We start from the raw sequence: 25,727 nt of genomic DNA on the forward strand, positions 1-25,727 counted from the left end.
CCTTACCCATGAGATAGTCAAAGTGAAAGGGTAGATGTATGTCAGTGGTCCAATCAAGTTGTGCTTATTGTGGTGTCGGATGCGGTGTTAGCGTGTCTTCAAATAAACCGAATTGGACCGATGTCGATGCTGCAGATTTAATACTAGTCGGTGACAACAAGCATCCAGCTAATTACGGTCATTTATGTGCCAAAGGTGAACGCTTACTCGACAGTTTAGCCCAACCCAATGTACTGCGTTACCCTAAACTTCGTTCTGGTATGCCACTTGATTGGGACAAGGCGAGCACCGTAATTGCTGATACCTTTGCGAAAACCATTGCAGAACATGGTCCAGATTCAGTCGCACTGTATCTTTCTGGCCAATTACTCACTGAAGATTATTATGTTGCCAACAAGTTTGCTAAAGGCTTTTTAAAAACGGCTAACGTCGATACTAACTCACGCTTATGTATGTCGTCAGCGGTGAGCGCAATGCAGCGTGCCTTTGGTGAAGATGTCGTTCCTGGATGTTACGACGATCTAGAGCAAGCTGATGTGATAGTGCTTGTAGGGGCCAATACCGCTTGGACTCATCCCGTTCTTTTTCAGCGAATTTTAGCCGCAAAAAAAGCCAATAATGCTCAGCTAGTGGTAATCGACCCGTTATCAACAGCCACAGCAAAACAAGCAGACTTACATTTAGCCATTAAACCGGGTGCTGATTTAACCTTATTTCATGGCTTACTCGGTTACCTAGCAGATCAAAATCGTGTCGACCACGCGTATATTGCCGCACATACAGAAGGCTTTGATACTGTGGTTTTGCAAGCACAACAATTAAGTGCCAATTTAGCCGATCTTGCCACGCAAGTCGGTGTTTCAGTCACTCAGCTGACGCAATTCTATCAACTTGTAGCCAACAATAAAAAAGTACTTACGGCATCTTGTCAGGGGGTTAATCAGTCAACCATTGGCACCGATGCAACCAATGCGATGATTAACTGCCACCTCGCGTTAGGGCACATTGGTCAAGCTGGTTGTGGTTTTTTTTCGTTAACAGGGCAGCCTAATGCCATGGGCGGTCGTGAGGTTGGTGGGTTGGCCACTCAGTTAGCATGCCATATGGGTTTTTCACAACCGGAGCAGCAGTTATTAGCTGATTTTTGGAAAGTTGATAGTATTGCGGATCAAAAAGGATTGGCTGCAGTTGAGATGTTTGATGCCCTTGCCGAAGGTAAAATCAAAGCGATTTGGATTATGGGTACCAATCCTGTGGTGTCTTTGCCCAACAGTGAAAAAATAGCACAAGCATTAGCCGATTGTCCTTTTGTGGTGGTGTCTGAAATCAGTCCTGATTCTGATACCGCCAAACTTGCTGATGTATTACTCCCAGCTCAAGGCTGGTCAGAAAAGTGCGGTACCGTCACTAATAGTGAGCGCACTATTACTCGTCAACGCGGCTTTATCACTGCAAAAGGGCAAGCTAAACCAGATTGGTGGGCCGTTAGCCAAGTAGCTAACAAAATGGGCTTTGATGGTTTTGAGTTTGATGACAATGCCAGCATATTTAGCGAGTTTGCAGCCTTATCGGCGAAGGTTAAACAGGTATTTCCAACTAAGGTGTTTGATCTTACTGGGCTAACAGAGTTATCCAAAGCACAATATGATGCACTAGCACCGACACAATGGCCTATTGCTTCGGTGACACAAATTGGTCAACAAAACGTGCGAGTTTTTAACCAGGGAGAGTTTGCTACCGCGACGGGTAAAGCGCAGTTTGTTGCGCCTGCGGTTGTTAGTGTTCCGCAACAATCATTACCGAGTAACACCTTGTTATTAAACACTGGCCGCAGCCGAGATCAGTGGCATACCATGACTCGCACCGGACATATTGCTAGCTTACGAGCCAGTATTCCTGAGCCTGTCGTTCACCTGCATTCATCACAACTCAGTGCATTGTCGTTAACAGAAGGTGTCTTGGTCCGCATTGAAGCTATTCAAAATCAAATTGAACAATACTCCACAGAGACCGCTAACCCCGACCTTTTTACCCATGCCTCATTCACGATGGCTCGCGCTGTTGTCGATGATGACATACCGACAAATATGGCTTTGATGTCAATGCATTGGTCTGCACAGTTTTCGCTGACAAAAGGCGTGAATCAAGCATTAGATGCACGTGTCGACCCAATATCAAAACAACCTGGGTTTAAGTGTCAACCCGTGACATTAACCCCTGTTGAACTTGCGCTGCAAGGGGTGGTTTTTGGTCAACACGACTCTTCTGCTCACGGGCTATGTTGGCAAGTTGCACAAACGCTAGAGAACGGAGTGTGTCGTCACATCGGTTTTACTGATACCGACGACGGCTTTGCGTATCAAGCGACTGTGCATTCACTTAAGTGGACTTTAATGGTAGATGGGCAGTCTTTATATATCCAATGCAATATGGATAAAGGATTACTTAAGGCATTAAAAGTATTGTCTCATACTCAAGTGAATGTGGCCCTATATCAGATGAATGATTTTATTGGTAAGCCTGTCGATAAACAGTTAATTAAACAGCTACATCAGCAAATAAAAGCCGGAAATAGTCCGTTAATCTGCGCTTGTACAGGGGTAACCGAAGCGAACATTAACGACGAAATCAATCAACAATTTAACGACCAAGTGATGAGTGACGGTTTAGCGAATATCAGTTTTGAGCAGGCGTTAGATAGCACCCAGTTATTACTCGGCTGCGGCCGTCAATGTGGCAGTTGTCATAGTGAAGTTAAGCAGTGTGCCAAGCAGAGTTGGATAGATGCCTTATCTTATTGCGAATCTTATTCCGACATTGACCATCAACCATCAGTAGCAGAGGACGTAGCCTAATGAAAACAGTAGAAGCAATGATAAAAGGTCATCAATCTATAAATGCTTTAGGGCATGCCGCAAATGAATTACACGCGGGTGATGTGGCTATTGTTGGTGCGGGTTGTGGTCAATTAGAGTTAATGACACTTAAGGCCGCTAGAATAGTGGAACAAGCTGAAGCGTTGGTGTTTGACAGCCTGGTGAGTAGTGACATTTTGACGTTAGTAACCCCGAGTTGTCAGCGTCACTTTGTGGGTAAACGCTGTGGTCAACCGAGTAAAAAGCAAGACGATATTAATGAATTATTACTGACATTGGCGCAGCAAGGATTAAAAGTGGTGCGCTTAAAGGGCGGCGATCCGCATATTTTTGGTAGAGGTGCAGAAGAAGCGCTTTACCTTGCACAAAATGGTATCCGTTCGCAATTTATTCCAGGTGTTACCGCAGCGTTAGGTTGTGCATCAAGTACCGGCATTCCATTAACGTATCGTGGTATGGCCCGTAGTGTCACGCTGATCACCGGCACCAAAATGACCGATGCCGATAATGCCAATGCTCCAACTCAGTGGCAAGCATTGTTAGCGGCGCAATCTACGTTAGTGTTTTATATGGGTAAAGAACAAGCGGCAAGCATTTCAATTGGGTTACTCGATGCTCAATGTGGCGCTAATCTGCCGGTAGCATTTGTTACCAATGGTGGAAGACCGAATCAAATTGTTACTTATGCCACAGTCGCTTCTATGGCCGATGCCGCGTTTACCATTAAAGACTCTGGGCCGACGTTAATCATCATTGGTGACGTGGTGTCTGTAGGTCAACAGCTGAATGCTTTGCTTGCCGATATTGATGTAGCTGCAACACAACCCCCATTAGAATATGGGTACGAGGCTTTATATGCCTAAAATGGGTGAGTTAACGCTGACATCCGTGGATGAGTTTGACTTTCGTTTGTTGATAAAAGCATTAGGTAAGGGCGAAAAAGGCTCTCGTGCATTAACGTTTGACGAGGCATGTTTGCTGCTTGAAGGTTTTGCTAAAGGAAAAGCAACGCGCGCACAAATGGCCAGTGCCATGATGCTCATGCGCGTTCGCGGCGAAACGACTGAAGAAATATCAGGCATGGTGGCCGGTTTACGTCGCACTGTAGACAAAGATTGGCATTCGCTTGAGGTCGATATCGACTGGCCTGTGTATGCGGGCAAGCGCGAGCAGTTACCTTGGCTTTTACTCGTCGCTAAGTTATTAGCAACACAGGGGGTTCGAGTGATGTTACACGGTGACAGCCAAGCTCTACCTCATCGCCGTCATGTTGAATCGTGTTTAGCGTCGCTTAATATTGCGTGTTGTACTACACCGCAAATGGCCAATGTGGCGTTGCATTCAGATAACATTGTTTACGTATGCGCCGGTGATTTAGCCCCAGTGTTAGATGAGTGTCGTCAATTACATCAAGAATTAGGTCTACGCAGTTTGATTCAAACCGCAGCGCGTTGCATGAACCCAACTAATGCACCAATAAGCCTTCGCAGTTATTTTCACCCTGGGTTAGATACGGTACACCAAGGAATATGCGAAATTTTATTTGAGAAAAGCGAATATCACGCCGGCAGTGTGGCTATTTTTAAAGGTTTACAAGGTGAAACCGAGTGTAATCCAAGAGTGGCTACCACGATAACTGTCGTCAACGGACAGACAGATAATATAGCGGTATCGAGCTTATCTATCCCTACGTTATTAGAAGGTTTTTCTGGTGCAAAAGTGGGCCAAGCTGAATTGTCTAGCGACATTCTTGCGCTTTTATGGCGCGAACAAGAACCTTTTTCTGCTGATGCGCTGACATCATTAATGTCACGCACCATGATTGAGCAAGCATTTAGCAGTGTTACGGCCACTTTGGCTACTGTGCTGCTATTACTTAGCCGTAAATCAGCTATGACGGAACTCAATACAACTGCAATTATTACAACAGAACAAGCAGTTAATTTAAGCCAACAATGTTGGACAAACCGTTTTAATACAGCAGATAGTCCACTAAAACAATGGCAGAACAGGGAGTTGTTATGCGCAGTTTAATATTTTGTGACTCGAGTTTCTCGGCCGTTCCAGTAGTCGATTGTGAAGTTGTACAGTATCAGGCTTGTTTGGCTGCGTTTGGACATGTCACGGTGCTGACTTCTGTAAGCCAAGTTGAGCAACGATTACACCAACAAACATTTGATACCTTGTTGATATTAACCGACACATTGCACGCTCAAATCCAAGCACTAATCCAACGTACATTAACAAGCAAGCCTATGGTAATAGTTGTCAATGCCAAAACATGGCAGCAGACAGCATTAACCGAGTTACTTGATTGTGGTCGCATCACTTTTATTCCAGAAATATTAAGCGTTAACCGCTTAACCAGTGTTATTAGTTTGGCTCAAGCACGTTTTGATGCAGCCAGTAAAACGCTAGCCGAATTTAAGAGATTGGATGATGAAATTCGCCGCATTAAATTGCACAGTCAAGCAAAATTAATTGTTATGGCGCAAGGATTTGATGAAGCGAAAGCACATCAAATTATTCAACAACAAGCGATGCAAAAAGGGTTGTCTTTGGCACAAATGTCGGCACAAATTATTGCAGTGGCCAGTCCGCAAAAAAGTCAGGTATCACCAGTCACTTTAGCAATGAGCAATGATGGTGCGCCTCATGTTGGTGCGGTTATCCCTAAAGTGGACATGCAATTGTAAAAACATAAAGGTTGTTGAGTTTTAATTTATTCTGAATCAAGTAGTTATAGTTTTTTATTTGTTGGCATAGAGCCTGCAACATCACAGTATGATACTGAATGTCGATAATGGTTTTAATCCATTTAGATTCAAACAGTAAAATTTAAAAAATCGGGATTGTAACTGGCAATGGCGCCAACTCTTTAAGCGGAGTTGGCGCCATTTTGCGTTTTACGGTCCAAGGTATGAAGGAGTTGGATATGGCAGTCTCAAAACCCAAGTTAGTGGTCGTTGGTAATGGCATGGTTGGTCATCATTTTATTGAGCAATTGTGTAGTTTAGGACTCAATAAAACGTTTGACGTACACGTGTTTGGCGAAGAGCCGCGTCCAGCTTATGACCGAGTGCAGCTGTCAAAATATTTTGAGACCGGTAGCGCGGATCCATTGATGTTAACCAGTGCGCAAGATTATCAAGATTGGGGCATTACGCTTCACTTGAATACACCTATTACGGCAATTGATATTGCCGCCAAAACGGTGACCAGCGCGCAAGGTGACCATTATTCTTATACCCGTTTAGTACTTGCAACGGGATCATTTCCGTTTGTACCACCGATACAGGGTAACGATCGCGCTCAGTGCTTGGTGTATCGCACCATTGAAGATCTTGAGGCGATTCAAGCTGCAGCCCAAAACAGCCAAGTTGGGGTGGTGGTTGGTGGAGGACTATTAGGCCTAGAAGCCGCCAATGCCATGATGCAGCTTGGGGTAAAAACTCACGTTGTAGAGTTTGCGCCTCAACTGATGCCCGTTCAGCTAAATGATAAAGCGGGTGAATTACTGTGCAGTAAAATCGAACAGCTCGGTGTGAGTGTACATACCTCAAAAGCGACTACTGCGATTATCGACGGTGAAACGGCAATACACCGCATGACCTTTAATGATGAGTCTTATCTTGAAACTGACATGATTGTGTTTTCTGCCGGTATTCGTCCACAAGATTCATTAGCTCGAGTTTCAAATATCTGTATCGGTGAACGTGGCGGCATTGAAATTGACGATTACTGTTTAACCTCAGCGCCTGATGTTTACGCCATTGGTGAGTGTGCGTTATGGCAACAAAAAATATTTGGTTTAGTGGCACCTGGTTACCAAATGGCCCGAGTGGTCGCTTCGCATATTGCTTCATTAACATCTAATAGCGTGTCGCAGTCATTCACTGGCGCAGACATGAGTACCAAACTTAAATTATTGGGTGTTGATGTGGCCGCTATTGGTGCTAGCCGTGGTTTTGATAACGCACAGTTTGTTGAGTTATCTGATAACCAAGCGGGTATTTATAAAAAATTATGGTTAGACGAAACCGGTAAATTTTTAAAAGGTGCAGTGCTGATTGGTGATAACAGCGATTACAGCCGCTTGCTCGATAGCTATTTGTCTCAAGACGAGATTGAAGGTTCCGCAGTTGAGTTATTGCTAGCCGGTGCAGAAAACGAAGCCGATTTAAAAGACACTTCTATTGTGTGTTCTTGTCATCAAGTGACCAAGGGCGACATTGTTGAAGCCGTGACCGCTGGCAATCATAAAATGGCTGAAATCAAATCATGTACTCGTGCAGCATCGGGTTGTGGTGGTTGTGCACCGTTAGTTCAAAAAATTATTGATCAAACCTTACAAGCAGCAGGGCTCGACTTTAATGCTGGGATTTGTGCCCATTTTGATCATGACCGACAAGCCTTGTATCACTTATGTCATGTCGAAGGCATTAATGATTTCAATACCTTAATCACTCTGCATGGCAAACCTTCAGCCAGTGGTCACGCATATGGCTGTGATATTTGCAAACCTGCAGCCGCGTCCATATTTGCCAGCCTACAAAATCATTATGTGCTGGATCAAAATCTGGGTCATGTGCAATTGCAAGATACCAATGATGCTTACTTAGGCAACATCCAAAAAGACGGCACTTATTCTATTGTGCCGCGAGTCGCTGGTGGTGAAATCACTCCAACTAAACTTATCGCCATGGGCCAAATTGCTCAAGAATATGACCTCTATACCAAGATAACGGGTGGCCAACGCATTGATATGTTTGGTGCAACCTTGTCGCAGCTACCCGAAATTTGGAAAAAACTCATTGATGCCGGTTTTGAAACGGGTCATGCCTACGGTAAGTCACTGCGCACGGTAAAATCCTGTGTTGGCAGTACTTGGTGCCGTTACGGTGTACAAGATGCAGTTGGTTTCGCGATTGATTTAGAGAACCGCTACAAAGGCTTACGCAGTCCACATAAATTAAAATTTGCGGTGTCGGGCTGTACTCGTGAATGTGCTGAAGCACAAAGTAAAGACATCGGCATTATCGCAACCGACAAAGGTTGGAACTTATATGTGGCTGGCAATGGCGGCATGCGTCCACGCCACGGTGATTTATTTGCCACCGACTTATCAACTCAAGACCTCTATAAATACATCGATCGCATTTTGATGTTTTATGTCAAAACCGCAGACAAATTGCAGCGTACCTCGACCTGGATGGATTCATTAGAAGGTGGCCTAGCATATTTAAAATCAGTCGTTATTGACGATGCGTTGGGGATTAACTCGATCTTAGAGCAGCAGATGGACCATATTGCCGCCACATACCAATGTGAGTGGAAAACCAGCCTTGAACAACCGGCCTTTCTGGCGCGCTTTAATGAGTTTGTTAATCCAAGTGATGCGCCAGAAGCTGATACCAGTGCTTACCAGCGAATTCGTGAACAACGTTTTCCGAGTATTAAAGACGCAGGGGCAGGAACAATAGCGATTAAAGATATTACAGACGATGCAGCACAACTCGCAGTGGAGGAATTAGCATGAATTGGATAAATGTGTGTAATGAAGCAAGCATGCCAAAAGGCACAGGAATAGCTGCTTGGGTAGCAGGGCGGGCCGTTGCCATTTTCAATTTAGGGGATGACGGTTTATTTGCCCTTGATAACGTTGACCCTGCCAGTGGTGTGAGTTTGCTGGCAAGGGGACTTATTTGTGAAATCGATGGAGAGCTTTGTGTCGCTTCACCGCTTTATAAACAACATTACCGTTTAGATAACGGACGTTGTATTGAAAATGCTGATTTAGTGGTTAAACCATTCGACATTAAAACTGAGCAAGGCAATGTGTTTGTCTTGGCTCAGTCATAAAGGAGCCGTTATGAGTGCTGACAAATTTAATCTGTTTTCTTTTCGCGGCAAGATGAAAATCATGCATTTAAGTTGGATGGCATTTTTTATCACTTTTGTGGTGTGGTTTAACGCTGCCCCATTAGTGAGTGTTATTGCTGACAGTTTAGGGCTGACTACAGCTCAAATTAAAACACTGCTGATCCTCAACGTAGCTCTAACGATCCCGGCGCGGATTATCATTGGTATGGTGACCGACAAATATGGTCCAAGGATTACTTATTCTGCCTTACTAGGGATCTGTTCAATTCCTTGTTTTATGTTCGCGGTAGCCGACACCTTTGAGCAGTTAGCGTTAGCACGATTTCTGATTGGTTTTATTGGTGCTGGTTTTGTGGTTGGTATCCGTATGGTGAGTGAATGGTTTCCGGCTAAAGAGTTAGGTACAGCTGAAGGCATATATGGCGGATGGGGTAACTTTGGTTCAGCTGCAGCAGCCTTTACGTTACCGGCCGTTGCACTTGCTTTTGGTGGCCCTGACGGATGGCGCTATGCGATTGGTATTACCGGTTTAATGAGTTTGTTGTTTGCGTTTGTGTATTACTTCAATGTGACTGATACCCCAAAAGGTTCGACTTACTTTAAACCTAAAAAGGGTGGCGGCTTAGAAGTCACCAGCAAAAGTGACTATGTGTTACTGATCGTTATGAAGGTACCTATGTATGCCACGTTAGCGTTGTTAGGTTGGAAACTGTCTCCTGCTGGTGTGAGTATGTTTACTCAAGATGCAACCTACCTTATCTATCTTGGGTTGGTGGTGGTGTTTTTGTTCGATTTTTACCAAACGTACCAAGTGAACAAGCACTTGTTTTCAATGGAAGTGCCTGAGTTTGAACGCTATCAGTTTAAGCAAGTTGCTGTTTTGAATGTGTTGTATTTCACTACCTTTGGCTCTGAGCTTGCCGTAGTATCTATGTTGCCACTCTTTTTTGCCGAAACGTTCGAGCTTGGCATGGCACAAGCTGGTATGTTGGCATCAAGCTATGCCTTTATGAACTTAATGTCTCGTCCTGGCGGTGGCTGGTTAAGTGATAAATTTGGTCGTAAAACGACCTTGTTAATATTAACTGCAGGGTTAGCTATTGGTTATTTATCGGTGGCACAAATTGACTCGTCATGGTCATTGCCTTTGGCTGTAGCAGTCGTTATGGCATGTTCATTCTTTGTTCAAGGTGGCGAAGGTGCTGTGTTTGCTGCAGTGCCGCTGATCAAGCGTCGTTTAACAGGGCAAATTGCTGGTATGACAGGGGCTTATGGTAATGTCGGCGCAGTGTTTTTCTTAACTGTATATTCCATCGTGTCTACTCAGATCTTCTTTTATGTGATTGCAGTAAGTGCCGTATTTGGTTTTATTACTCTGTTCTTTATGAATGAACCCAAAGGGCATATTGCTGAAGTGAACGAGAATGGCGAAGTCACGTTAATCAGCGTAAGTTAATCTGAAGGCTCAAACTCTGTTTGAGCCTTAGCAATAAAACGTATGTAGGGATCGATATGGCATCTGAGGTTGTAGCGTTAGTTAATCCAAATACCGAAGCGGCATTGCCCTTCGCTACAACCTTGCAACTGGTTGTCGGTCAAGCATCAGAAAAAGGCCGTAAATCACAAAATGAAGATGCCATCGGTATTCGTATTCCATCTGGCTTAGCACTGATAACCAAAGGTGTCGTAAGTGTTATCAGCGATGGCGTCAGTACAGCTGAAGGCGGTGCGCATGCTTCAGCCATTAGTGTGAGTAACTTTCTTGCGGATTACTACTCCACCCCTGAAAGCTGGGGTGTGCAAACATCGAGTTCCAAAGTATTAACGGCTTTGAATCGTTGGTTGTACGGATTAGGACAAGATTATCGTGATGCAAGGCGTGGCTTTGTATGTACCTTTAGTGCACTGGTATTTAAGTCTTGTTCTGTACACATGTTGCACGTGGGGGATTCGCGAATTTATCGCTTTAGGCACGGAGAATTACTGCAATTAACCCACGACCACAGCACGAATATCAATTCATCAAACCAATACCTCTCTCGCGCATTAGGGATGGACGTTAACTTAGATGTTGATTACAAAACCTTATCGGTAGAAGTCGATGATGTGTATTTAATGACTACCGATGGCGTACATGACGTACTCACTGAATTTGAAATACACCAAAAACTGACGGTTCTTTGTCAGCAACATTCAATGCTTAGTGATGATTTGTGTGAGCAATTTTGCTTAATGTTAAACAAAAAGGCGTTTGATTTAGGCAGTAAAGATAACCTCAGTTCGCAGTTATTAAGTGTTAGCCAGTTGCCGAAACAAGCTATCGATGATGTGTACCAAAGCTTGTCGAGTCAACCGTTTCCACCACCATTGAGCGTTGGAATGAAGTTAGACGGTTATCAGGTAACCCATACACTTCATCAATCACAACGCAGCCAGGTTTATCGAGTCGTCAATGACCAAGGCGAAGCTTTTTGTATGAAAACCCCTTCAGTTAATTACATTGATGATGCCGCTTACATAGAACGTTTTATGTTAGAAAGCTGGATAGGACAACGTATCAACAGTACTCATGTGGTTAAGGTTGTCGAACTGCAAAAAATAAAGTCTGCTTTGTACTATGTTACTGAATTTTTATCGGGAATAAGCCTAGGTGAATGGTTAACCCAACATAAAAAAGCCCCAGTAGAAGAGGTTTTATTACTGCTAAAACAAATTGAATTAGGGATCAGAGCCTTTCATCGGCGTGAAACGCTGCATCAAGATTTGAAACCGGATAATATTTTTATCACCCGAGAAGGGGTAGTTAAAATCATCGATTTTGGTTCTTGTTATATTAAAGGCGTAGCAGAAATTAGTAGTCCGTTAACTCGAGATCGTATTTTGGGTACAGCCGATTACACCGCTCCTGAAGTTATCTTGGGTTATCAAGCCGATGGCCGTGCCGATTTGTTTTCGCTTGCTGTGATTGCTTTTGAGATGTTGGCAGGACAATTGCCCTTTAAAGGCAAACTTGAGAAATGTCGAACGCGGCAGGATTATCAACGTTTAGACTACATTAGTGTGCACCAATTAAACCCAATGGTGCCAGAGTGGATGGATAACGCATTAAAAAAAGCCCTTAATATTGATCCTAATCTACGCCAAGCAGACACCTGTGAGCTTATTCATCAATTAACTACCGCCAAAGCTAATCAAACAGTAAAAGATTTTGTTCCTCTTATCGCCCGTAACCCTGTGCGTTTTTGGCAAGTGATTTCAATCGCGTTGTTCTTATGTTTAGTGGCTTCTTGGTTGAATAATTGATTATGAGTAGGTTTCTCAAATGTATTTTACTTAAAATCTACAGTTTATAAATATTTTTTGTTTGTTATCAATAATTTATTTTTTTTAATTAGTAACTTATTAGTAATATCTGCTTTTGGTCCTTTTTCATCATCTTACTTCTTAAAAATACATACTTTAATGAGAACTATAATTAGTTTTTCTTATTTGTATATGTTTAATTTCTTGCTCTATGAGGCAAACCTGCTCTTCCTATAATTCTCATTTTAATTCCTCGCAGTCTATGGCTAACTTACAATTACATATTTATAGATGTGATTTAAATCAATCACTTAATCTCTTTCGTAGTAATAAAGTAGGGGGCTGAAATTAATATAACCTATAGGTCTATGTTGGTTTAATACTCGAGGATGATTCAAATACCATTTGACAGCGCCATAATATTGACACTATCAATAGAAACGTTATTAAGCAGATTGAATGTTATGACGTGAAATAACCAAGGGGCAGGGAGCATGATCTTGAACAAGCGTACTTATAAACTTCGCTTTAATGTAAGAACTGGAATTCTTGCTGTTTTATTATGTCTAATCTCTTTTTCTAGTTTAGGACAACAAGATTTAAGCGACATAGATGAGCTCAATATTGGTATTAATAATAGAGCTTATGTGAGTCAAAATGGCGATGAGTTATCAATCAATGTAAATCAGAGTGGATTCAGTAATCGCTTTAACTCCATACAATTGGGCAATAACAATCAAATATCTTCCACTCAGCAAGGCATTCTCAATAGTGCTGCTGTACTTCAGTCTGGAAGTGATATTGAAGCCAATATTTACCAATCAGGGTTTAATAACCAAGTGATTGCAAGTCAGGTTGGTTTCAATTTATTGATGGACGTTAGCCAAATTGGCATTAGCAACTTAGCTATTATTAACCAGACTGGTAATGATAATACCATTCGGATCCAACAATACGGTTTTGGAAATGCTGTCGGTGTCACTCAATGGGGGACAACACAGAATGTGAACGTAACTCAAAGAAATTAATCTATTCAATCAAATGAAGGGAATACAAAGATGAAATATTCTAAATTAGCTTTATTAATATCTGCTGTTTTATTAACTTCAGTAAGTGCGTATGCAAGTAACAACGAAGCCGATGTTAGTCAAGAAGGAGATCTAAATACTGCAGTGGTTGTTCAACAAAATAATAGTGTTGCTAATGACGCATCTATTGTCCAAATTGGCGATAGTAATCTCTCAACGATTTCACAAGCTGAAACGTCAAACTCCCAAGCTACATCCTATCAAGAGGGGGATGGGAATACATCTTTGATTGATCAACATAATGCAACAAGCACAGCTAATGCATCTGTTGAATCTATTGGTAATGCTAACCAAGCGAATGTCGTACAGGAATTTTTTAACGGTGAGAATGCTCAAGCAATTGTTAACCAAAATGGCAATGGAAACATAGCAACCGTCACTCAAAATGACGGTGACGGTGCACAGTCTACGGTTAATCAAACTGGCAGTGAAGATACCGCCGAAATTTATAATCATTGGTCAGACTTTGCTGATGCAACCATTAATCAATCAGGAAACTCTAACAATAATGCTTATATTCAGCAGGAATCATCAGATGCTGCCAGTGCCACATTAACCCAAACTGGTTCAAATAATATTGGTGATATATTACAAAACACTCAAAATTATGGTGGAGCAACCAGTGACGATACCGTTGCAATATTAGAGCAGGAAGGTAATGACAATATTGGCTTAGTTGAGCAAGCTGGTTTGTCTAATATGGCAAATGTATATCAAAATGGTGGATCACATGATGCACATGTGACTCAAAGTGGCGGTAATCATGACGCTCAAGTTAACCAATACGGTTTGAATCAAACCGCAACGGTATTGCAAATGGACTTTGATCATGTTGCAACCGTCAATCAGTCAAATGAAGGTAATACTGCAACGGTGACTCAAAGTGCGTTAACTCTTGGCAATGGCAATGGTAACGGCAACGGTAATTCAGGTTCTGGTAACAATGCTACTGTTGACCAAGAAGGTATGGGTGATACCGCTACGATTGCGCAAGCTGGTTTCTCAAACGAAGCAATAGTGTTTCAAGGGGCGTTCAGTTATGACAACACGATTGCGATTAACCAATCAGGTCATCATAACTATGCAGGTGCCTCAACTGACTCTGGTGGATTCAGTACCGTTACAGTGAATCAAACTGGGCATCATAATGAAGTTAATAGCCGACCAAATGGTAGTAATTTTTATGGTGAAGGGATCGGTGCTGGTACATGGGGGACGGATAACGTTGTTACCGTTGATCAGAATGGACATCATAATAAAGCCTATGCCGATGCAGCTGATGTTTCAACAATCATTGATATAGATCAGACTGGTCATCATAACGAGGCCTATGCTGAATCTTGGTGGGGTGATACTAACGAAATTGTTATTAGTCAAACAGATGCTATGAACTTCGCAGATGTATACGTTGAAGGGTTAGGTAACAATACTGTTCATGTTACTCAAGCGGATATGCATAATTCAGCGATAGCTACCAGTACAGGTTATGGTAACACTGTGACGATAACTCAAGGTTTGTAGTACATAAGTATAATAAAGGGTGTGTATGCACCCTTTTGACTAATTGTTAAATGATAAAAGCCTTGCTAATCTTGTTTCACATTGATGCACATTCTGTTTAAAGAGCATCTAGTTCATCTTCACATGGAGTGTAAATGATGTTTAAAGTCGTAAATTGGATGATTGTTTCTCGGTCACAGTTATTGATCGATTTACTTGATTGCCGCTGGCCACAAGAATTTTTAATCAAATTGACTAAAACTCAGCCCAATGGAATGGCAAAAATGTTAGCAAGTGAGCCTATTTCAGTTGTAGTATTTGATTTGTCGACTATTGATTTACAGCAAACTTATCAATTACAACGCCTCATTGAACGCGAATATTGCGCGATTCACACTGTGTTTTTAAATTTTCCTAAGCAGCTTGATACTAAATTTTTAATTCACCCTTCAACAACAATAGGTGTGTTTTATTCTGATGCTAGTTTAGCGGAAATAAGCCAGGGTTTGAATGAAATACTCAAAGGTCGAAGTGTTATGCCGCAAGGCTTGCAACGTTCAATCTTAAACGATGAGCATGACGATGACAGTGAGCAACTGACCATTCGTGAACGTGAAGTATTGCAAACTTTATTGTCTGGTAGCACTAATCTCGATATCGCTAATCAACTCTTTGTCAGTGAATCCACCATTAAAACACATCTATATCGTGCGTTTCGCAAAATTGGTGTGTCGAGTCGTGGTCAAGCCATTGCTTGGGCACAAACTCATATGCATGAGGTGAGAGTGTGAAAAATCTGTCAGTGATACTCATTTGCTTGATTGCGAGTCAGGCAATTTTGTTTAGTGATGCTATCGCTGATGATCGTAAAGATGTTGACGTTAATGTCCCTGAGTTTACTAAAGCTAACATTGCGCCAACCACGGATGACGTAATCCCAGAATCCACCGCCTCAAAAGCTCAAGAGAATTTATTGCATTCAACTGAACCTGTTGTGAGTGTCAGTGATGCAAAACCTAAGCGTGAAGCTGATTTAATTGATGGGTTAATCTTAAATAGAGCCATGACAAGATTTGGCCACCGTTTTTATCGAGAATTTGTTAGCGCTTATCGTGATATCAATGGCATGAGCAACCACTCGGGGCTCACTGTTGTAGAACAAGCCACAGCAAGAAGTGGTAGTAAAATTTTAGTGTTGCATAATCGCAAGCCGGTTTTTGTGACGTTTTTATCCCCAGCATCGCGCAATATTGATGCACAAGCTAACATGGCAGCAAAGCGGGTAAATGCTTCCTTGTTGCAATATCAACGACAGGCAAAATGGGCGGCATTTTCAGACCCCGATCTTGCTCCTGATGAATTTTAGCAGGGAATGCATATGAAAAAATTATTACTAATCTTATCAATAACATCATTTAGTTTTCCCTTAGCCGCGACTCAACTGGTATATACCCCAGTTAATCCTGCGTTTGGGGGCAGTTACCTAAATGGTAGTTATTTGTTGGCGAATGCGTCCGCGCAAAATGATCACCAGTCTAGTTCGGGTTATGTCGCTCCTACTGCACTTGAACGTTTAGCGAGTTCGCTGCAATCGCGCTTAATGAGCCAACTGTTTAATGATGCGGCAAATGGTGGTGAAGGTTATTTAAAAACCGATGACTTTGAAATAAACGTGGTCAATGAAGATGGATCTTTACTGGTTCATATCACTGATTTATTAACCGGCGAGACGACCATCATCGAAGTTGGTGGTATTGTCGGCGCATCAACAGGGGGCTAATCATGAAAAGACTATTGCTTAGCTTATTTATTTTATCTTTGAGCGCATGTTCTTCGATAAAAAGTGAATTCGACGGTATTGAAGCAACCACGAGTTTAATGCCAAAGGGCGATACTTATTATGATTTAGTGAGTTTACCATCTCCCCAAGGAAGTATGGTGGCTGCAGTATATGATTTCCGTGATCAAACGGGCCAATACAAGCCGATACCTTCGAGTAACTTTTCAACCGCAGTACCTCAGTCTGGAACCGCTTTCTTAGCTCAAGCGCTTAATGATTCTGCTTGGTTTGTGCCTGTTGAGCGTGAAGGGTTGCAAAATTTACTGACAGAACGAAAAATTGTTCGTGCAGGACTCAATGGTGACGCCAGTAAGTTGCCACAATTAAACAGTGCTCAAATTTTAATGGAAGGTGGCATAGTAGCTTACGACACCAATATTAAAACCGGTGGCGCAGGCGCTCGTTATTTGGGGATCGGCGTATCGGGTCAATACCGTGTCGATAGCATAACGGTTAACTTACGTGCGGTTGATATCCGTACAGGTCGATTATTAAGCAGTGTAACAACCACTAAGGCCGTTATTTCAAAAGAAATTACTGCTGGTGTATTTAAATTTATTGATGCGCAAGAATTATTAGAGTCAGAGGCGGGTTATACCTCAAATGAACCTGTGAGTTTGTGTATTGCCGCGGCGATAGAAAGTGCGGTGGTGCATATGATTGCTGATGGTATTTGGAAAAGAGCTTGGAATTTACTTGACCCAGCATCTGGGGTAAAAAACTCAACACTACAAAAATATTGGTTAGAAGCACATACCGAAAACCAAGTATTAGAACGGATTAAGCAGAGCTAGTCATATTGGTACATTTGTATAGTAATAGAGAAGACTTATAAAAAAGGATATCAAATTGATATCCTTTTTTAATTCAAATTTGCGATTAATATTGATGGCACTCAGTAAATCAATTTTCAAACTTGATAATCGTTTCTTAGTCTTAACCAAGCCATAATTGTGTTTTAGTCGCATCGTTGATGCTAAGCGAAATAGTGTCTAAAGCCGCTTCACTAATCGTTAATGTTCCTTGCATCAATTCATCTCGCCTAAACCAGTGTAAAGTGATTTGTTCGCCAAGGGTTCGACTTTGCAGTTGTTGTTCAAATTGACTCGTTACCTGCAAGTTGTCTGCCGCAATCAATAAATCACCCGCACTTAATCCCGCTTGATGTGCAGGACTGTGTTGGCTAACCGTTAGAATTTTTAACCCTAATGATTCCGCTTTTGTTTTCGCGCCAAAACCAATTTTATAACCAGTGGCTTCAGCACCACCCAAATCAGTTGTACCTTCACTGGCCCGTAAACTCATGTCTACACCCACTTGAGCCAGTAATTCTTTTAGCGGCAAATCGTCTGTGTTATCGAGATAAGTAAAGATATCGTCACAAGGACGATTTAATAGCGTTTCAACAATCTGTTGATGGCTTGATGATTCAGTACCAACACCCGTTAAACCATATTGTTGCCAAAGTTGACGCATAACATCATCAAGGCTATGTTTTCCTTGGGTTTCAATACGGATTGTTAAGTCTACATACAAGGCAAATAATGCGCCTTTGGTATAATAGCTGACGATGGCATTAGCGGCATTTTCATCTTGCTTATAAAACTTAGTCCAAGCATTAAAACTTGATTGCTTTAAGGTTTGTTTAAAGCGACCTTCGCCTCGGTATACTCGAGTCATAATTTGACTGAGTAAAGTAAGGTAACCTTTCTCATCAATACACTGAGATTTAAAGGTAATTAAATCATCGTAATATGACGTGATACCTTCGTACGCCCACAATTGAGAAGTATAAGACTCTTGTGATAAATCAAATGGCGTAAACTCAGCAGGTTTAATCCGTTTAACGTTCCATGAGTGGAAATATTCATGGCTGCATAATGATAAATAAGTGCGATAACCTTTATCCACAGGCGCATCTAGCGACAAGGGTAAGTCATTACGCGAACACATCAATGCAGTAGATGCTTTATGTTCTAAGCCGCCAAAACCATTATCCAAAACGGTAGTCATGAACACATAACGTTCAAACGGTGCTGGAGTGCCAAACAAATCGATTTGATATTCGCAAATCGCTTTTAAATCATTGGCCAATCGAACCATGTTGGCTCTGTGTTTACCACTGAGTACGATATCGTGTGGAACACCGGCAGCGAAAAAAGTTTCGATGGTCAGTTCACCCATTTCAACGGGATGATCAATTAAGTCATCGTAGTTTTCAGCGCTAAACTCACCAAAGCCAAATTGTTCACCAGAGGCTCTAGTCATGCTGGTGGCTAGCGTCCAATGAGCTAATTCTGCAAGTGCAGGTTTGGCAATAGTAACGGTATGTGGTTGATACTCAAGACCATTAGCCGCAAGAAACACACTACTGCCATTAAAAAAGCCATGGTTAGTGTCAAGGTGTGCAGTGCGAACAGACAAATCCCATGCATAAATTTGGTAGCACAAGCTAATGTGACTACCTTGGTTATTCAATTGCCATGTTTGTTTATCTAGTTGAGTCACCGACAATGTTTGTTGGTTTTCTTTGGCATCAATTTCAATAATGTTTTTGGCGAAATCACGGATCATGTAGCTGCCAGGTAACCATGCTGGTAAAGAGAAAATCTGAGATGGATTGGCATTTTTTAGCGTAAAGGTAACTTCAAATAAATGAGCTTTAGGGTCGACCGCATGAATATGATAATGCATAAAGAACTCCGAATGAGTGGCAAGTCGCAATCAAAACGATTGAGCTATAATAACCAATGCTGCCAAAATTGACTCACTTAAGCAAACGAATCCCATTTTAGGCAAAATATTACCCATAAAAAGCGTTTTTACTGGAGTGATAGTTCAAAGAGTTGATAGTATTATCAATAGCATCAATGCAGTTATCTAATGAGGGCATCCAAATGGCCGAAGAAACCATATTTAGCAAAATTATCCGCCGTGAAATTCCAGCGGATATTTTATACCAAGATGAATTAGTCACCGCATTTCGGGATATTACTCCGCAAGCTCCTACGCATATTTTGATTATCCCTAATCATTTAATCGCGACAGCAAATGATGTTAAAGCGTCTGATGAAAAAGCATTAGGACGAATGATAACAGTAGCTGCCAAACTTGCTGATGAAGCCGGTATTGCAGAAGACGGTTATCGCTTAATAATGAATTGCAATAAACATGGCGGTCAAGAGGTGTACCATATTCATATGCATCTTTTAGGGGGTAAACCATTAGGCCCAATGTTGAGTCGTGGATAATGAAAATTAACAGTGATTTTTTTCCATTAACTGAAGTGGCTACACGCTTTGTCAACCAGTTGGCTCAGTGTCGTCGTTTAGGGCTTACTGTGCAAGAAGCCAGCGAGCATCACGTGTTAATTGAGTTGCCTTACAGTCAAGATATTATTGGTTACCCAGACACCGGAGTCATTCACGGTGGGGTGATCACAACCTTGATCGATACCGCTTGTGGCACCGCCGTGGTATGCGCCATTTTGAAAAAGTATCAATCGTTAGAGTTGTCTCCAACATTGGATTTACGCGTCGATTACATGAAACCTGCCGAGCCTCATAAGTCAGTTTATGCCTTTGCTGAATGCTATCGTTTATCGTCAAGCGTTGCCTTTACCCGCGCGATAGCATATCAAGACAGCATTGATGAACCTATCGCTCACGCGGTGGGTTCTTTTATGCGCATTAGTCCAGAAATGGTCGGTGAGGAGTTTCGTCAAGTGTTAATGGGTAATTTACCGGGGGCGACATCATGAGTGAGCCAACCCAACTAGAGACACAAAAGGCTTTAGATGTTCAAGATGTGGTTAAACGAGCCATCGAACTGAATGATTATAGTTACTTACTTGAGAAAGTACCTTACTCACAATTTATTGGCATGTCAGTGGCCCGTTTTGGTGATGAAATGGTATTTAGACTGCCAGCTAAAGATGACAACATTGGTAATCCGATTTTACCTGCGATACATGGCGGAGTGCTTGCTGGGTTTATGGAAATGTCGGCAATTGTGCAACTAATGGTATTTATGCAAGCCAAAAAAGTGCCTAAAATCGTTGATTTTTCAATTGATTATTTACGCGCAGGTTTACACCAAGACACATTCGCAGAATGTAAAATTACTCGCCAAGGCCGCCGCGTGGCTAACGTCAGTATGAACTGTTGGCAAACCAACCGTAAACAATTGATAGCCACAGCTAGAGCACATTTTTTGCTCGATTAAATCAACGCTTTACATTAATAGCAAATAAGGGAATAGCATGAAAATAACGTCAATCTTTGTATTCGCATCAGCATTGTTGCTTAGCGCCTGTGCGCATAACACAGCAGGTATTTCGATAGATTCAAGTGGGCAAGTTAGAGTCGATAACAGCTCTTTTGCCAGCGATGTCAATGTTGTGGATATTTCATCGGTCATGGTTGCTGATTTAATCAAAGCATCGGCGTTAATTCAAAGTAAATCGAGCACTGACTTACGTCTGCAATATAAATTCACTTGGTACGATGCCAGCGGATTTACAGTTGAGGATGAAGCAAGCAGTTGGAAGTCTGTTAAATTACATGGCAAACAGCAATTACAAGTTGGTGCAGTCGCGCCTAATTCACAAGCCACTCGATTTGATATTTATGTACGTGAAGCTTTTTCAAATTAACCGTCACAACATGAAGTTTGAAGATACATGATTACTGAGATTTAACATAAAGTTAATCAATTACATCGTTGAGTTATCAAATTGTATAGCTGCTCGTGTATTCATGTTGAAGTTAGTTTATAATCGTGACCGCCAAGGGGTGTTCAGTAAAACCTGAACTGAGATGTCTGTATGACGAACCCTTAGAACCTGATCCGGCTTATACCGGCGTAGGAATGGGCCACACTATTATTATGTGCACCTCTTATTCGCTACTCTTGCCGGATCTCAAAATCACTATTTGAGGTCCTATGTTCACGAAAAATTCTACTAGGTTACACCAAACACCTATTGCCTTAGCGGTAATGGCGGCCTTAAGCTCGCCTATTGTTATGGCTAAAACGGCCGATGTTGAAAATGTCACTCCTGAATATGAAAAAATGGAAGTGATTGTTGTTAATGCTGACTTTAGTAATATTAGCCTTGATAAAATGCCGTCAAGCGTGACGGTTATTGATGCCCAGCAATTAGAAGACGAAGGGGCACAACATTTTGAAGATGTGCTCAATTCTATTGCAAACTTTAACTGGTCTGGTGGCAGTTCTCGTCCTAAATACTTCCAAATTCGTGGTGTCGGTGAACAAGAACAATATCAAGGTGCACCCAATTCATCTGTTGGCTTTGTCGTTGATGATATCGATTTGTCTGGCCTTGGCATGGTGTCGAGTATGTACGACATGCAGCAAGTTGAAGTATTGCGCGGTCCACAAGGCACCCAATATGGAGCTAATGCGTTAGCTGGATTAATTTACTTAAAAAGTAATGATCCTACTGAATCATTTGAACATGGCGCAAAAGTCAGTTTAGGTGACGACAACCTTCGCACGCTTTCAGGCTTTAGTTCGGGTCCACTCAATGATTCGGGTAAATTGCTCTACCGTGTATCACTAGAACAACACAATCAAAATGGCTACCGTGATAACCTTTATCTTAACCGTGATGATACTAATGAGCGCGATGAGTTAACGGCGAGAGCTAAGTTCCGTTGGTACGCTACAGACGATCTTCAAGTTGATTTAACCTTATTACATGCCAATTTTGATAATGGTTACGATGTATGGACATTAGATAATAATCGAAGTAACACCTTAACTGACCAACCCGGTATCGATGCACAGAAAACCACAGGAGTAGGAGTTAAGTTTATTTTCACGGGTATGCAAGCATTTGACTTCACATCATTAACATCATTTGCGCAAACTGATCATCACTATGCTTATGATGGTGATTGGGCCAATTCGGATTATTGGGCGAGTAAAGCATGTAGCGTCTATGACGATGCTGGAGCTGTGTCAGGTACTGAGCCGTGTGTTTATGATTACACCTGGGACAAAAAAGGCGATCGTAAAACCTTAACCCAAGAGTTCCGTTTATCATCCAAAGATGCAGGACGCATCCTCGCCGGCAGTACCGACTGGTTGTTGGGTGTATACGCGATGAATTTGAAAGAAGATAACGACTTATACTCGGAATACAACACCTGGCCAGATGAAGTATTGCAGTCAAATTACGAAGCGACAAACTATGCCGTATTTGGTCAGCTAGACAGCCATTTAGGTGATGATTATTTATTGTCGACAGGGTTACGTTTCGAGCGTCGCGATAGTGATTATAGCGACAGCAATAAAGATAACTTTGCCCCATCAGAAGATATGTGGGGAGGCCATATTGCGTTGTCAAAAGCCATTAATGCTAGTCACAATGCTTATGCTCGTGTCGCCCGCGGTTATAAGGCGGGCGGTTTTAATATGACATTGCCTGCTGAATTGTCTGACAAGAAACAGTTCGACACTGAGATTTTATATAACTATGAAGTTGGCCTAAAATCGAGCTGGTTTGATGGAAAAGTGGATTCTACCTTGGCGCTGTTTTATATGGATCGCCAAGACCAACAAGTTGCCGCATCTTTACAAGACCCAGATAGCCCGCAGCGTTTTATTCTATTTACCGAAAATGCCGGTAGTTCAAGTAACTATGGCGCAGAACTCGATGCAAAATGGTATTTGACAGAAAATATTGAATTTTATGGTAGTTTCGGTTGGTTAGAAACTGAATATGGTCAATATCAATACAGTGACAAATACGGATCTACCATCGATTTATCTGGACGCGATTTAGCGCATTCGCCTAAATTTACTTACAGTGCCGGTATGACCTATGTTGCTGATTCTGGTTGGTTTGCAAACGTTAATGCCAGTGGTAAAAGCCAGTTTTATTATTCTGACAGCAATGAATCGCAGTCAGAAGCCTATACCATTTACAACGCCCGCCTAGGTTATGAAACGCCAACATGGTCGGCATATTTATGGGGCCGTAATTTGTTTGATGAACAATATGGTGTGCGAGGCTTTTACTTTGGCAACGAACCAGATCAAGATTGGGCAGATAAGCAATATATTCGTTACGGTGATCCGCGCCAAATGGGTGTGACATTAGAAGTTAAATTTATGTAATGATACAAAACCGCTGCAACCACAGTTGTAGCGGTTTTAATTAAGGAATAAAAAATGAAGTTAACTGCAGAGATCAGCATGTATCCGTTTAATGAGAACTATCTTGATCCTATTCAATGGTTTATCGGCAGAGTGGATAGTTATGACAATATTCAACGAGTGACAAACGCGATGGCAACCCAAGTCTGTGGTGAATATACAGATGTGATGTCGATGTTAGCCGTTGAAATGCAAGCTGCACACCAAAAGTGGGGTAAAGCAGTTTTTGTGTGTAAATTTATTGGTGGTGAGCTCGACCTTGCTCATAGCGAATAACCACAATGAACGATCTACTTATAACGCTACAACAAGCTTTTAGTGAAGCGTCATTAATGACGTTTTGGGAGGCTGTTGCCGTTATGCTAGCGCTTGCTTACTTAATTCTTGCTATGCGGACCAGCATTTGGTGTTGGTCCGCAGCATTTATTAGTACCGCCATTTATACTGTACTATTTTGGAATGTATCGTTATTGATGGAGTCAGTTCTTAATATTTATTATATGGGGATGGCGGTTTATGGGTATTGGCTATGGTTGCACGTGCCACCTTCTGAGCAAAGTAATTTGCACAATTCTGAACCGCATAATGGTACTCAGCACAACATTGAAACCAATCATCTTAATATTACCAGTTGGTCATTTGGGACTCATGCTTGGCTCATCGGCGCGACATCATTAGTGTCTATACTGGTGGGATATTTAATGGCTCATTACACGTCGGCAGCATTTCCTTATGTCGATGCGGCAACCACTTGTTTTGCTATCGTTACAACCTATCTAGTGGCGAAAAAAGTGCTGGAGAATTGGCTCTATTGGGTTGTCATTGATTTTGTGTCTATTTACCTTTACTTCCAAAAAGGCTTAATGCTGACATCGGGTTTGTTTGTTTTATATGTCGCGATGGCGGTTGGCGGATACATGATGTGGCGTAAGAAATACCGCCATCATATAATCACGCAACACAATACAAATCAAGAGGTGGTTGGTGTATAGCCAACCACCATGCCATTTCATTAGAGTAAATATTTGATGTCCCAGCCGCTGTTATCTCTACCTATCGATGTGCTTAATATAATCAGCAAAGCCATGCCTACCACATTGTTTCAACAGCTCGCTACACAGTGTTCCGAGGTGTCTTTTCTTAACACAGGGATTAGCAATGTTAATATTAAGTTATCTTGCGAAGATGGAGATAAGGTTTTAAGAGTGAATCAACCCCACAGTAATTGGTGTGATAGATCGCTTGAAGTTGAATGTTGGCAAGCCGCAATAGTGGCTAACATTGCACCAGTATTGATTTGGGTCAGTGATGATAAGCAAGTGTATCTGAGTGAGTTTATTCATCAACCAGAGACAGACTGGTCGATATTTGCCTCAATGCGCAGTCACTTATCGCTTGGGCAATCTACAAATCAATCCATTTCGGCTGTCGACGCAGTTCCTTTGCTTAGCGCCTTATTCTGTAAACTCAGTACGCTGCCAGTGCCTAATAAAAGTATTACAGTGACTGAGCAGTGGCAACAATACGCATATCAATTGGATTCATTAACTGAATCACAAATTGATCCGCAATGGCATGATGCGTGGCAGCAATTGTTACGCTTAAATGGGCTTGTTCGGCACTGGTTATCGCAGTTAGAAGCCTGTGTGTTGCTGCCCACTTTTTGTCATCGAGATTTAACTCCGCACAATTTACTGCTTAGCGGCAGAGCCCCTCATCAACTGTTTTGTATTGACTATGAATATGCTGTGGCGAGTCATCCGTTGTTCGATTTAGCCAGCGTTGTGGCCAGCCATCAGTTATCAACGATACAAGTGAACCAATTAATCGATAACGTGATTATGCAATATTGTCAGGCTGCTAGTCTTACCGATGTGGCAGCGGCAAAAGCGGCATTACCCGCCGCAATAAACTGTTTTTGGTTGTTTTCAGCCATGTGGGCATTACTGATGGCAGCCAAAGAACCACAAAAAGTCACACAATACTTACAATATTTTACACATTACTTTACATTAATCACTTGCTAATATGCTCCGATAACGTACAAGGTTC

23 protein-coding genes and 1 riboswitch are annotated in these 25,727 nt (G+C 42.0%); of the genes, 22 read left to right on the plus strand and 1 reads right to left on the minus strand.

What is annotated here, in order from left to right; translation table 11 throughout:
* Nucleotides 1-38 precede the first annotated feature (38 nt).
* The 14 genes from H5181_RS15600 (at nt 39) to H5181_RS15665 (ending at nt 17,284) form a co-directional block, all read left to right on the plus strand.
* The gene (locus tag H5181_RS15600; protein WP_182751467.1) at nt 39-2,855 is read left to right on the plus strand and encodes a molybdopterin-dependent oxidoreductase; all 2,817 of its coding nucleotides are present in this window, start codon (nt 39-41) and stop codon (nt 2,853-2,855) included.
* Nucleotides 2,855-3,739 (plus strand): uroporphyrinogen-III C-methyltransferase, encoded by an 885-nt coding sequence (cobA, locus tag H5181_RS15605; protein ID WP_182751468.1) that lies wholly within the window; start codon nt 2,855-2,857, stop codon nt 3,737-3,739. The genes H5181_RS15600 and cobA overlap by 1 nt, the downstream gene beginning before the upstream one ends.
* On the plus strand, nt 3,732-4,910 hold the full coding sequence (locus tag H5181_RS15610) for a glycosyl transferase (protein WP_182751469.1): 1,179 nt from the start codon (nt 3,732-3,734) through the stop codon (nt 4,908-4,910). Before cobA ends, H5181_RS15610 begins: the two co-directional genes overlap by 8 nt.
* The gene (locus tag H5181_RS15615; protein ID WP_182751470.1) at nt 4,898-5,572 is read left to right on the plus strand and encodes an ANTAR domain-containing response regulator; all 675 of its coding nucleotides are present in this window, start codon (nt 4,898-4,900) and stop codon (nt 5,570-5,572) included. Before H5181_RS15610 ends, H5181_RS15615 begins: the two co-directional genes overlap by 13 nt.
* Before the next feature lie 239 nt (nt 5,573-5,811).
* Nucleotides 5,812-8,415: a nitrite reductase large subunit NirB gene (nirB, locus tag H5181_RS15620; RefSeq protein ID WP_182751471.1), complete on the plus strand. Its 2,604-nt coding sequence runs from the start codon at nt 5,812-5,814 to the stop codon at nt 8,413-8,415.
* Nucleotides 8,412-8,738 (plus strand): nitrite reductase small subunit NirD, encoded by a 327-nt coding sequence (gene nirD / locus H5181_RS15625; RefSeq protein ID WP_102036736.1) that lies wholly within the window; start codon nt 8,412-8,414, stop codon nt 8,736-8,738. Before nirB ends, nirD begins: the two co-directional genes overlap by 4 nt.
* Nucleotides 8,739-8,748: 10 nt before the next feature.
* Nucleotides 8,749-10,215, plus strand: a complete 1,467-nt coding sequence (locus H5181_RS15630) for a NarK family nitrate/nitrite MFS transporter (RefSeq protein WP_059745130.1) — start codon at nt 8,749-8,751, stop codon at nt 10,213-10,215.
* Nucleotides 10,216-10,271: 56 nt separating this feature from the next.
* Nucleotides 10,272-12,062, plus strand: coding sequence for a bifunctional protein-serine/threonine kinase/phosphatase (locus H5181_RS15635; RefSeq protein WP_182751472.1), 1,791 nt, complete (start codon nt 10,272-10,274; stop codon nt 12,060-12,062).
* A 500-nt stretch (nt 12,063-12,562) separates the two neighbouring features.
* Nucleotides 12,563-13,090: a curlin gene (locus H5181_RS15640; RefSeq protein WP_182751473.1), complete on the plus strand. Its 528-nt coding sequence runs from the start codon at nt 12,563-12,565 to the stop codon at nt 13,088-13,090.
* 30 nt (nt 13,091-13,120) lie between these two features.
* Nucleotides 13,121-14,671 carry a curlin gene (locus tag H5181_RS15645; protein ID WP_182751474.1) on the plus strand — a complete coding sequence of 517 codons (1,551 nt, stop codon included), beginning with the start codon at nt 13,121-13,123 and terminating at the stop codon, nt 14,669-14,671.
* A 137-nt stretch (nt 14,672-14,808) separates the two neighbouring features.
* Nucleotides 14,809-15,441 (plus strand): response regulator transcription factor, encoded by a 633-nt coding sequence (locus H5181_RS15650; protein ID WP_102036669.1) that lies wholly within the window; start codon nt 14,809-14,811, stop codon nt 15,439-15,441.
* A complete protein-coding gene (locus H5181_RS20805) occupies nt 15,438-16,016 on the plus strand; it encodes a curli production assembly/transport protein CsgE (RefSeq protein WP_243638413.1) in 579 nt (192 codons plus the stop codon). Before H5181_RS15650 ends, H5181_RS20805 begins: the two co-directional genes overlap by 4 nt.
* Before the next feature lie 12 nt (nt 16,017-16,028).
* Nucleotides 16,029-16,430, plus strand: a complete 402-nt coding sequence (locus H5181_RS15660) for a curli assembly protein CsgF (RefSeq protein ID WP_102036667.1) — start codon at nt 16,029-16,031, stop codon at nt 16,428-16,430.
* Nucleotides 16,431-16,432: 2 nt separating this feature from the next.
* Nucleotides 16,433-17,284 carry a CsgG/HfaB family protein gene (locus H5181_RS15665; RefSeq protein ID WP_182751475.1) on the plus strand — a complete coding sequence of 284 codons (852 nt, stop codon included), beginning with the start codon at nt 16,433-16,435 and terminating at the stop codon, nt 17,282-17,284.
* A gap of 142 nt (nt 17,285-17,426) precedes the next feature.
* Here the strand turns inward: H5181_RS15665 and H5181_RS15670 are convergent, their stop codons facing one another.
* The gene (locus H5181_RS15670) at nt 17,427-19,184 is read right to left on the minus strand and encodes a M61 family metallopeptidase (RefSeq protein WP_182751476.1); all 1,758 of its coding nucleotides are present in this window, start codon (nt 19,182-19,184) and stop codon (nt 17,427-17,429) included.
* 203 nt (nt 19,185-19,387) lie between these two features.
* Between H5181_RS15670 and hinT the strand changes: the two genes are divergently transcribed.
* The 8 genes from hinT to H5181_RS15710 all read left to right on the plus strand — a co-directional run bounded on the left by hinT (nt 19,388) and on the right by H5181_RS15710 (nt 25,702).
* Nucleotides 19,388-19,741, plus strand: a complete 354-nt coding sequence (gene hinT, locus H5181_RS15675; protein WP_102037414.1) for a purine nucleoside phosphoramidase — start codon at nt 19,388-19,390, stop codon at nt 19,739-19,741.
* Nucleotides 19,741-20,250 (plus strand): PaaI family thioesterase, encoded by a 510-nt coding sequence (locus H5181_RS15680; RefSeq protein WP_011636994.1) that lies wholly within the window; start codon nt 19,741-19,743, stop codon nt 20,248-20,250. The genes hinT and H5181_RS15680 overlap by 1 nt, the downstream gene beginning before the upstream one ends.
* On the plus strand, nt 20,247-20,714 hold the full coding sequence (locus tag H5181_RS15685; protein WP_102037413.1) for a PaaI family thioesterase: 468 nt from the start codon (nt 20,247-20,249) through the stop codon (nt 20,712-20,714). The genes H5181_RS15680 and H5181_RS15685 overlap by 4 nt, the downstream gene beginning before the upstream one ends.
* A 37-nt stretch (nt 20,715-20,751) precedes the next feature.
* Nucleotides 20,752-21,144 (plus strand): YcfL family protein, encoded by a 393-nt coding sequence (locus tag H5181_RS15690; RefSeq protein WP_182751477.1) that lies wholly within the window; start codon nt 20,752-20,754, stop codon nt 21,142-21,144.
* Nucleotides 21,145-21,269: 125 nt separating this feature from the next.
* Nucleotides 21,270-21,377, plus strand: a riboswitch (TPP riboswitch).
* Between the two features lie 57 nt (nt 21,378-21,434).
* Nucleotides 21,435-23,636, plus strand: coding sequence for a TonB-dependent receptor (locus H5181_RS15695; RefSeq protein ID WP_182751478.1), 2,202 nt, complete (start codon nt 21,435-21,437; stop codon nt 23,634-23,636).
* 54 nt (nt 23,637-23,690) lie between these two features.
* Nucleotides 23,691-23,951, plus strand: a complete 261-nt coding sequence (locus H5181_RS15700; RefSeq protein ID WP_011636998.1) for a YkoF family thiamine/hydroxymethylpyrimidine-binding protein — start codon at nt 23,691-23,693, stop codon at nt 23,949-23,951.
* 5 nt (nt 23,952-23,956) lie between these two features.
* Nucleotides 23,957-24,667 carry a nicotinamide riboside transporter PnuC gene (gene pnuC, locus H5181_RS15705; protein ID WP_182751479.1) on the plus strand — a complete coding sequence of 237 codons (711 nt, stop codon included), beginning with the start codon at nt 23,957-23,959 and terminating at the stop codon, nt 24,665-24,667.
* A gap of 93 nt (nt 24,668-24,760) precedes the next feature.
* Complete coding sequence (locus tag H5181_RS15710; RefSeq protein WP_259397066.1) at nt 24,761-25,702, plus strand: phosphotransferase; 942 nt, start codon at nt 24,761-24,763, stop codon at nt 25,700-25,702.
* Nucleotides 25,703-25,727: the final 25 nt, after the last annotated feature.

It is taken from the genome of Shewanella sp. SG44-2 (assembly GCF_014164215.1).
In the GTDB taxonomy this organism is placed as follows: Bacteria; Pseudomonadota; Gammaproteobacteria; order Enterobacterales; family Shewanellaceae; genus Shewanella; species Shewanella frigidimarina.

What these genes read in the sequence shown, in the direction of transcription:
- H5181_RS15690 (WP_182751477.1), top strand. Translation starts at nt 20,752, where the DNA reads ATGAAAATAACGTCAATCTTTGTATTCGCATCAGCATTGTTGCTTAGC.
- pnuC (WP_182751479.1), top strand. Translation starts at nt 23,957, where the DNA reads ATGAACGATCTACTTATAACGCTACAACAAGCTTTTAGTGAAGCGTCA.
- H5181_RS15610 (WP_182751469.1), top strand. Translation starts at nt 3,732, where the DNA reads ATGCCTAAAATGGGTGAGTTAACGCTGACATCCGTGGATGAGTTTGAC.
- H5181_RS15665 (WP_182751475.1), top strand. Translation starts at nt 16,433, where the DNA reads ATGAAAAGACTATTGCTTAGCTTATTTATTTTATCTTTGAGCGCATGT.
- H5181_RS15695 (WP_182751478.1), top strand. Translation starts at nt 21,435, where the DNA reads ATGTTCACGAAAAATTCTACTAGGTTACACCAAACACCTATTGCCTTA.
- H5181_RS15685 (WP_102037413.1), top strand. Translation starts at nt 20,247, where the DNA reads ATGAGTGAGCCAACCCAACTAGAGACACAAAAGGCTTTAGATGTTCAA.
- hinT (WP_102037414.1), top strand. Translation starts at nt 19,388, where the DNA reads ATGGCCGAAGAAACCATATTTAGCAAAATTATCCGCCGTGAAATTCCA.
- nirD (WP_102036736.1), top strand. Translation starts at nt 8,412, where the DNA reads ATGAATTGGATAAATGTGTGTAATGAAGCAAGCATGCCAAAAGGCACA.
- H5181_RS15615 (WP_182751470.1), top strand. Translation starts at nt 4,898, where the DNA reads ATGCGCAGTTTAATATTTTGTGACTCGAGTTTCTCGGCCGTTCCAGTA.
- H5181_RS15700 (WP_011636998.1), top strand. Translation starts at nt 23,691, where the DNA reads ATGAAGTTAACTGCAGAGATCAGCATGTATCCGTTTAATGAGAACTAT.
- H5181_RS15660 (WP_102036667.1), top strand. Translation starts at nt 16,029, where the DNA reads ATGAAAAAATTATTACTAATCTTATCAATAACATCATTTAGTTTTCCC.
- H5181_RS15680 (WP_011636994.1), top strand. Translation starts at nt 19,741, where the DNA reads ATGAAAATTAACAGTGATTTTTTTCCATTAACTGAAGTGGCTACACGC.
- H5181_RS15645 (WP_182751474.1), top strand. Translation starts at nt 13,121, where the DNA reads ATGAAATATTCTAAATTAGCTTTATTAATATCTGCTGTTTTATTAACT.
- H5181_RS15710 (WP_259397066.1), top strand. Translation starts at nt 24,761, where the DNA reads ATGCCTACCACATTGTTTCAACAGCTCGCTACACAGTGTTCCGAGGTG.
- H5181_RS15650 (WP_102036669.1), top strand. Translation starts at nt 14,809, where the DNA reads ATGTTTAAAGTCGTAAATTGGATGATTGTTTCTCGGTCACAGTTATTG.
- H5181_RS15600 (WP_182751467.1), top strand. Translation starts at nt 39, where the DNA reads ATGTCAGTGGTCCAATCAAGTTGTGCTTATTGTGGTGTCGGATGCGGT.
- H5181_RS15670 (WP_182751476.1), bottom strand. Translation starts at nt 19,184, where the DNA reads ATGCATTATCATATTCATGCGGTCGACCCTAAAGCTCATTTATTTGAA.
- cobA (WP_182751468.1), top strand. Translation starts at nt 2,855, where the DNA reads ATGAAAACAGTAGAAGCAATGATAAAAGGTCATCAATCTATAAATGCT.
- H5181_RS15630 (WP_059745130.1), top strand. Translation starts at nt 8,749, where the DNA reads ATGAGTGCTGACAAATTTAATCTGTTTTCTTTTCGCGGCAAGATGAAA.
- H5181_RS15635 (WP_182751472.1), top strand. Translation starts at nt 10,272, where the DNA reads ATGGCATCTGAGGTTGTAGCGTTAGTTAATCCAAATACCGAAGCGGCA.
- nirB (WP_182751471.1), top strand. Translation starts at nt 5,812, where the DNA reads ATGGCAGTCTCAAAACCCAAGTTAGTGGTCGTTGGTAATGGCATGGTT.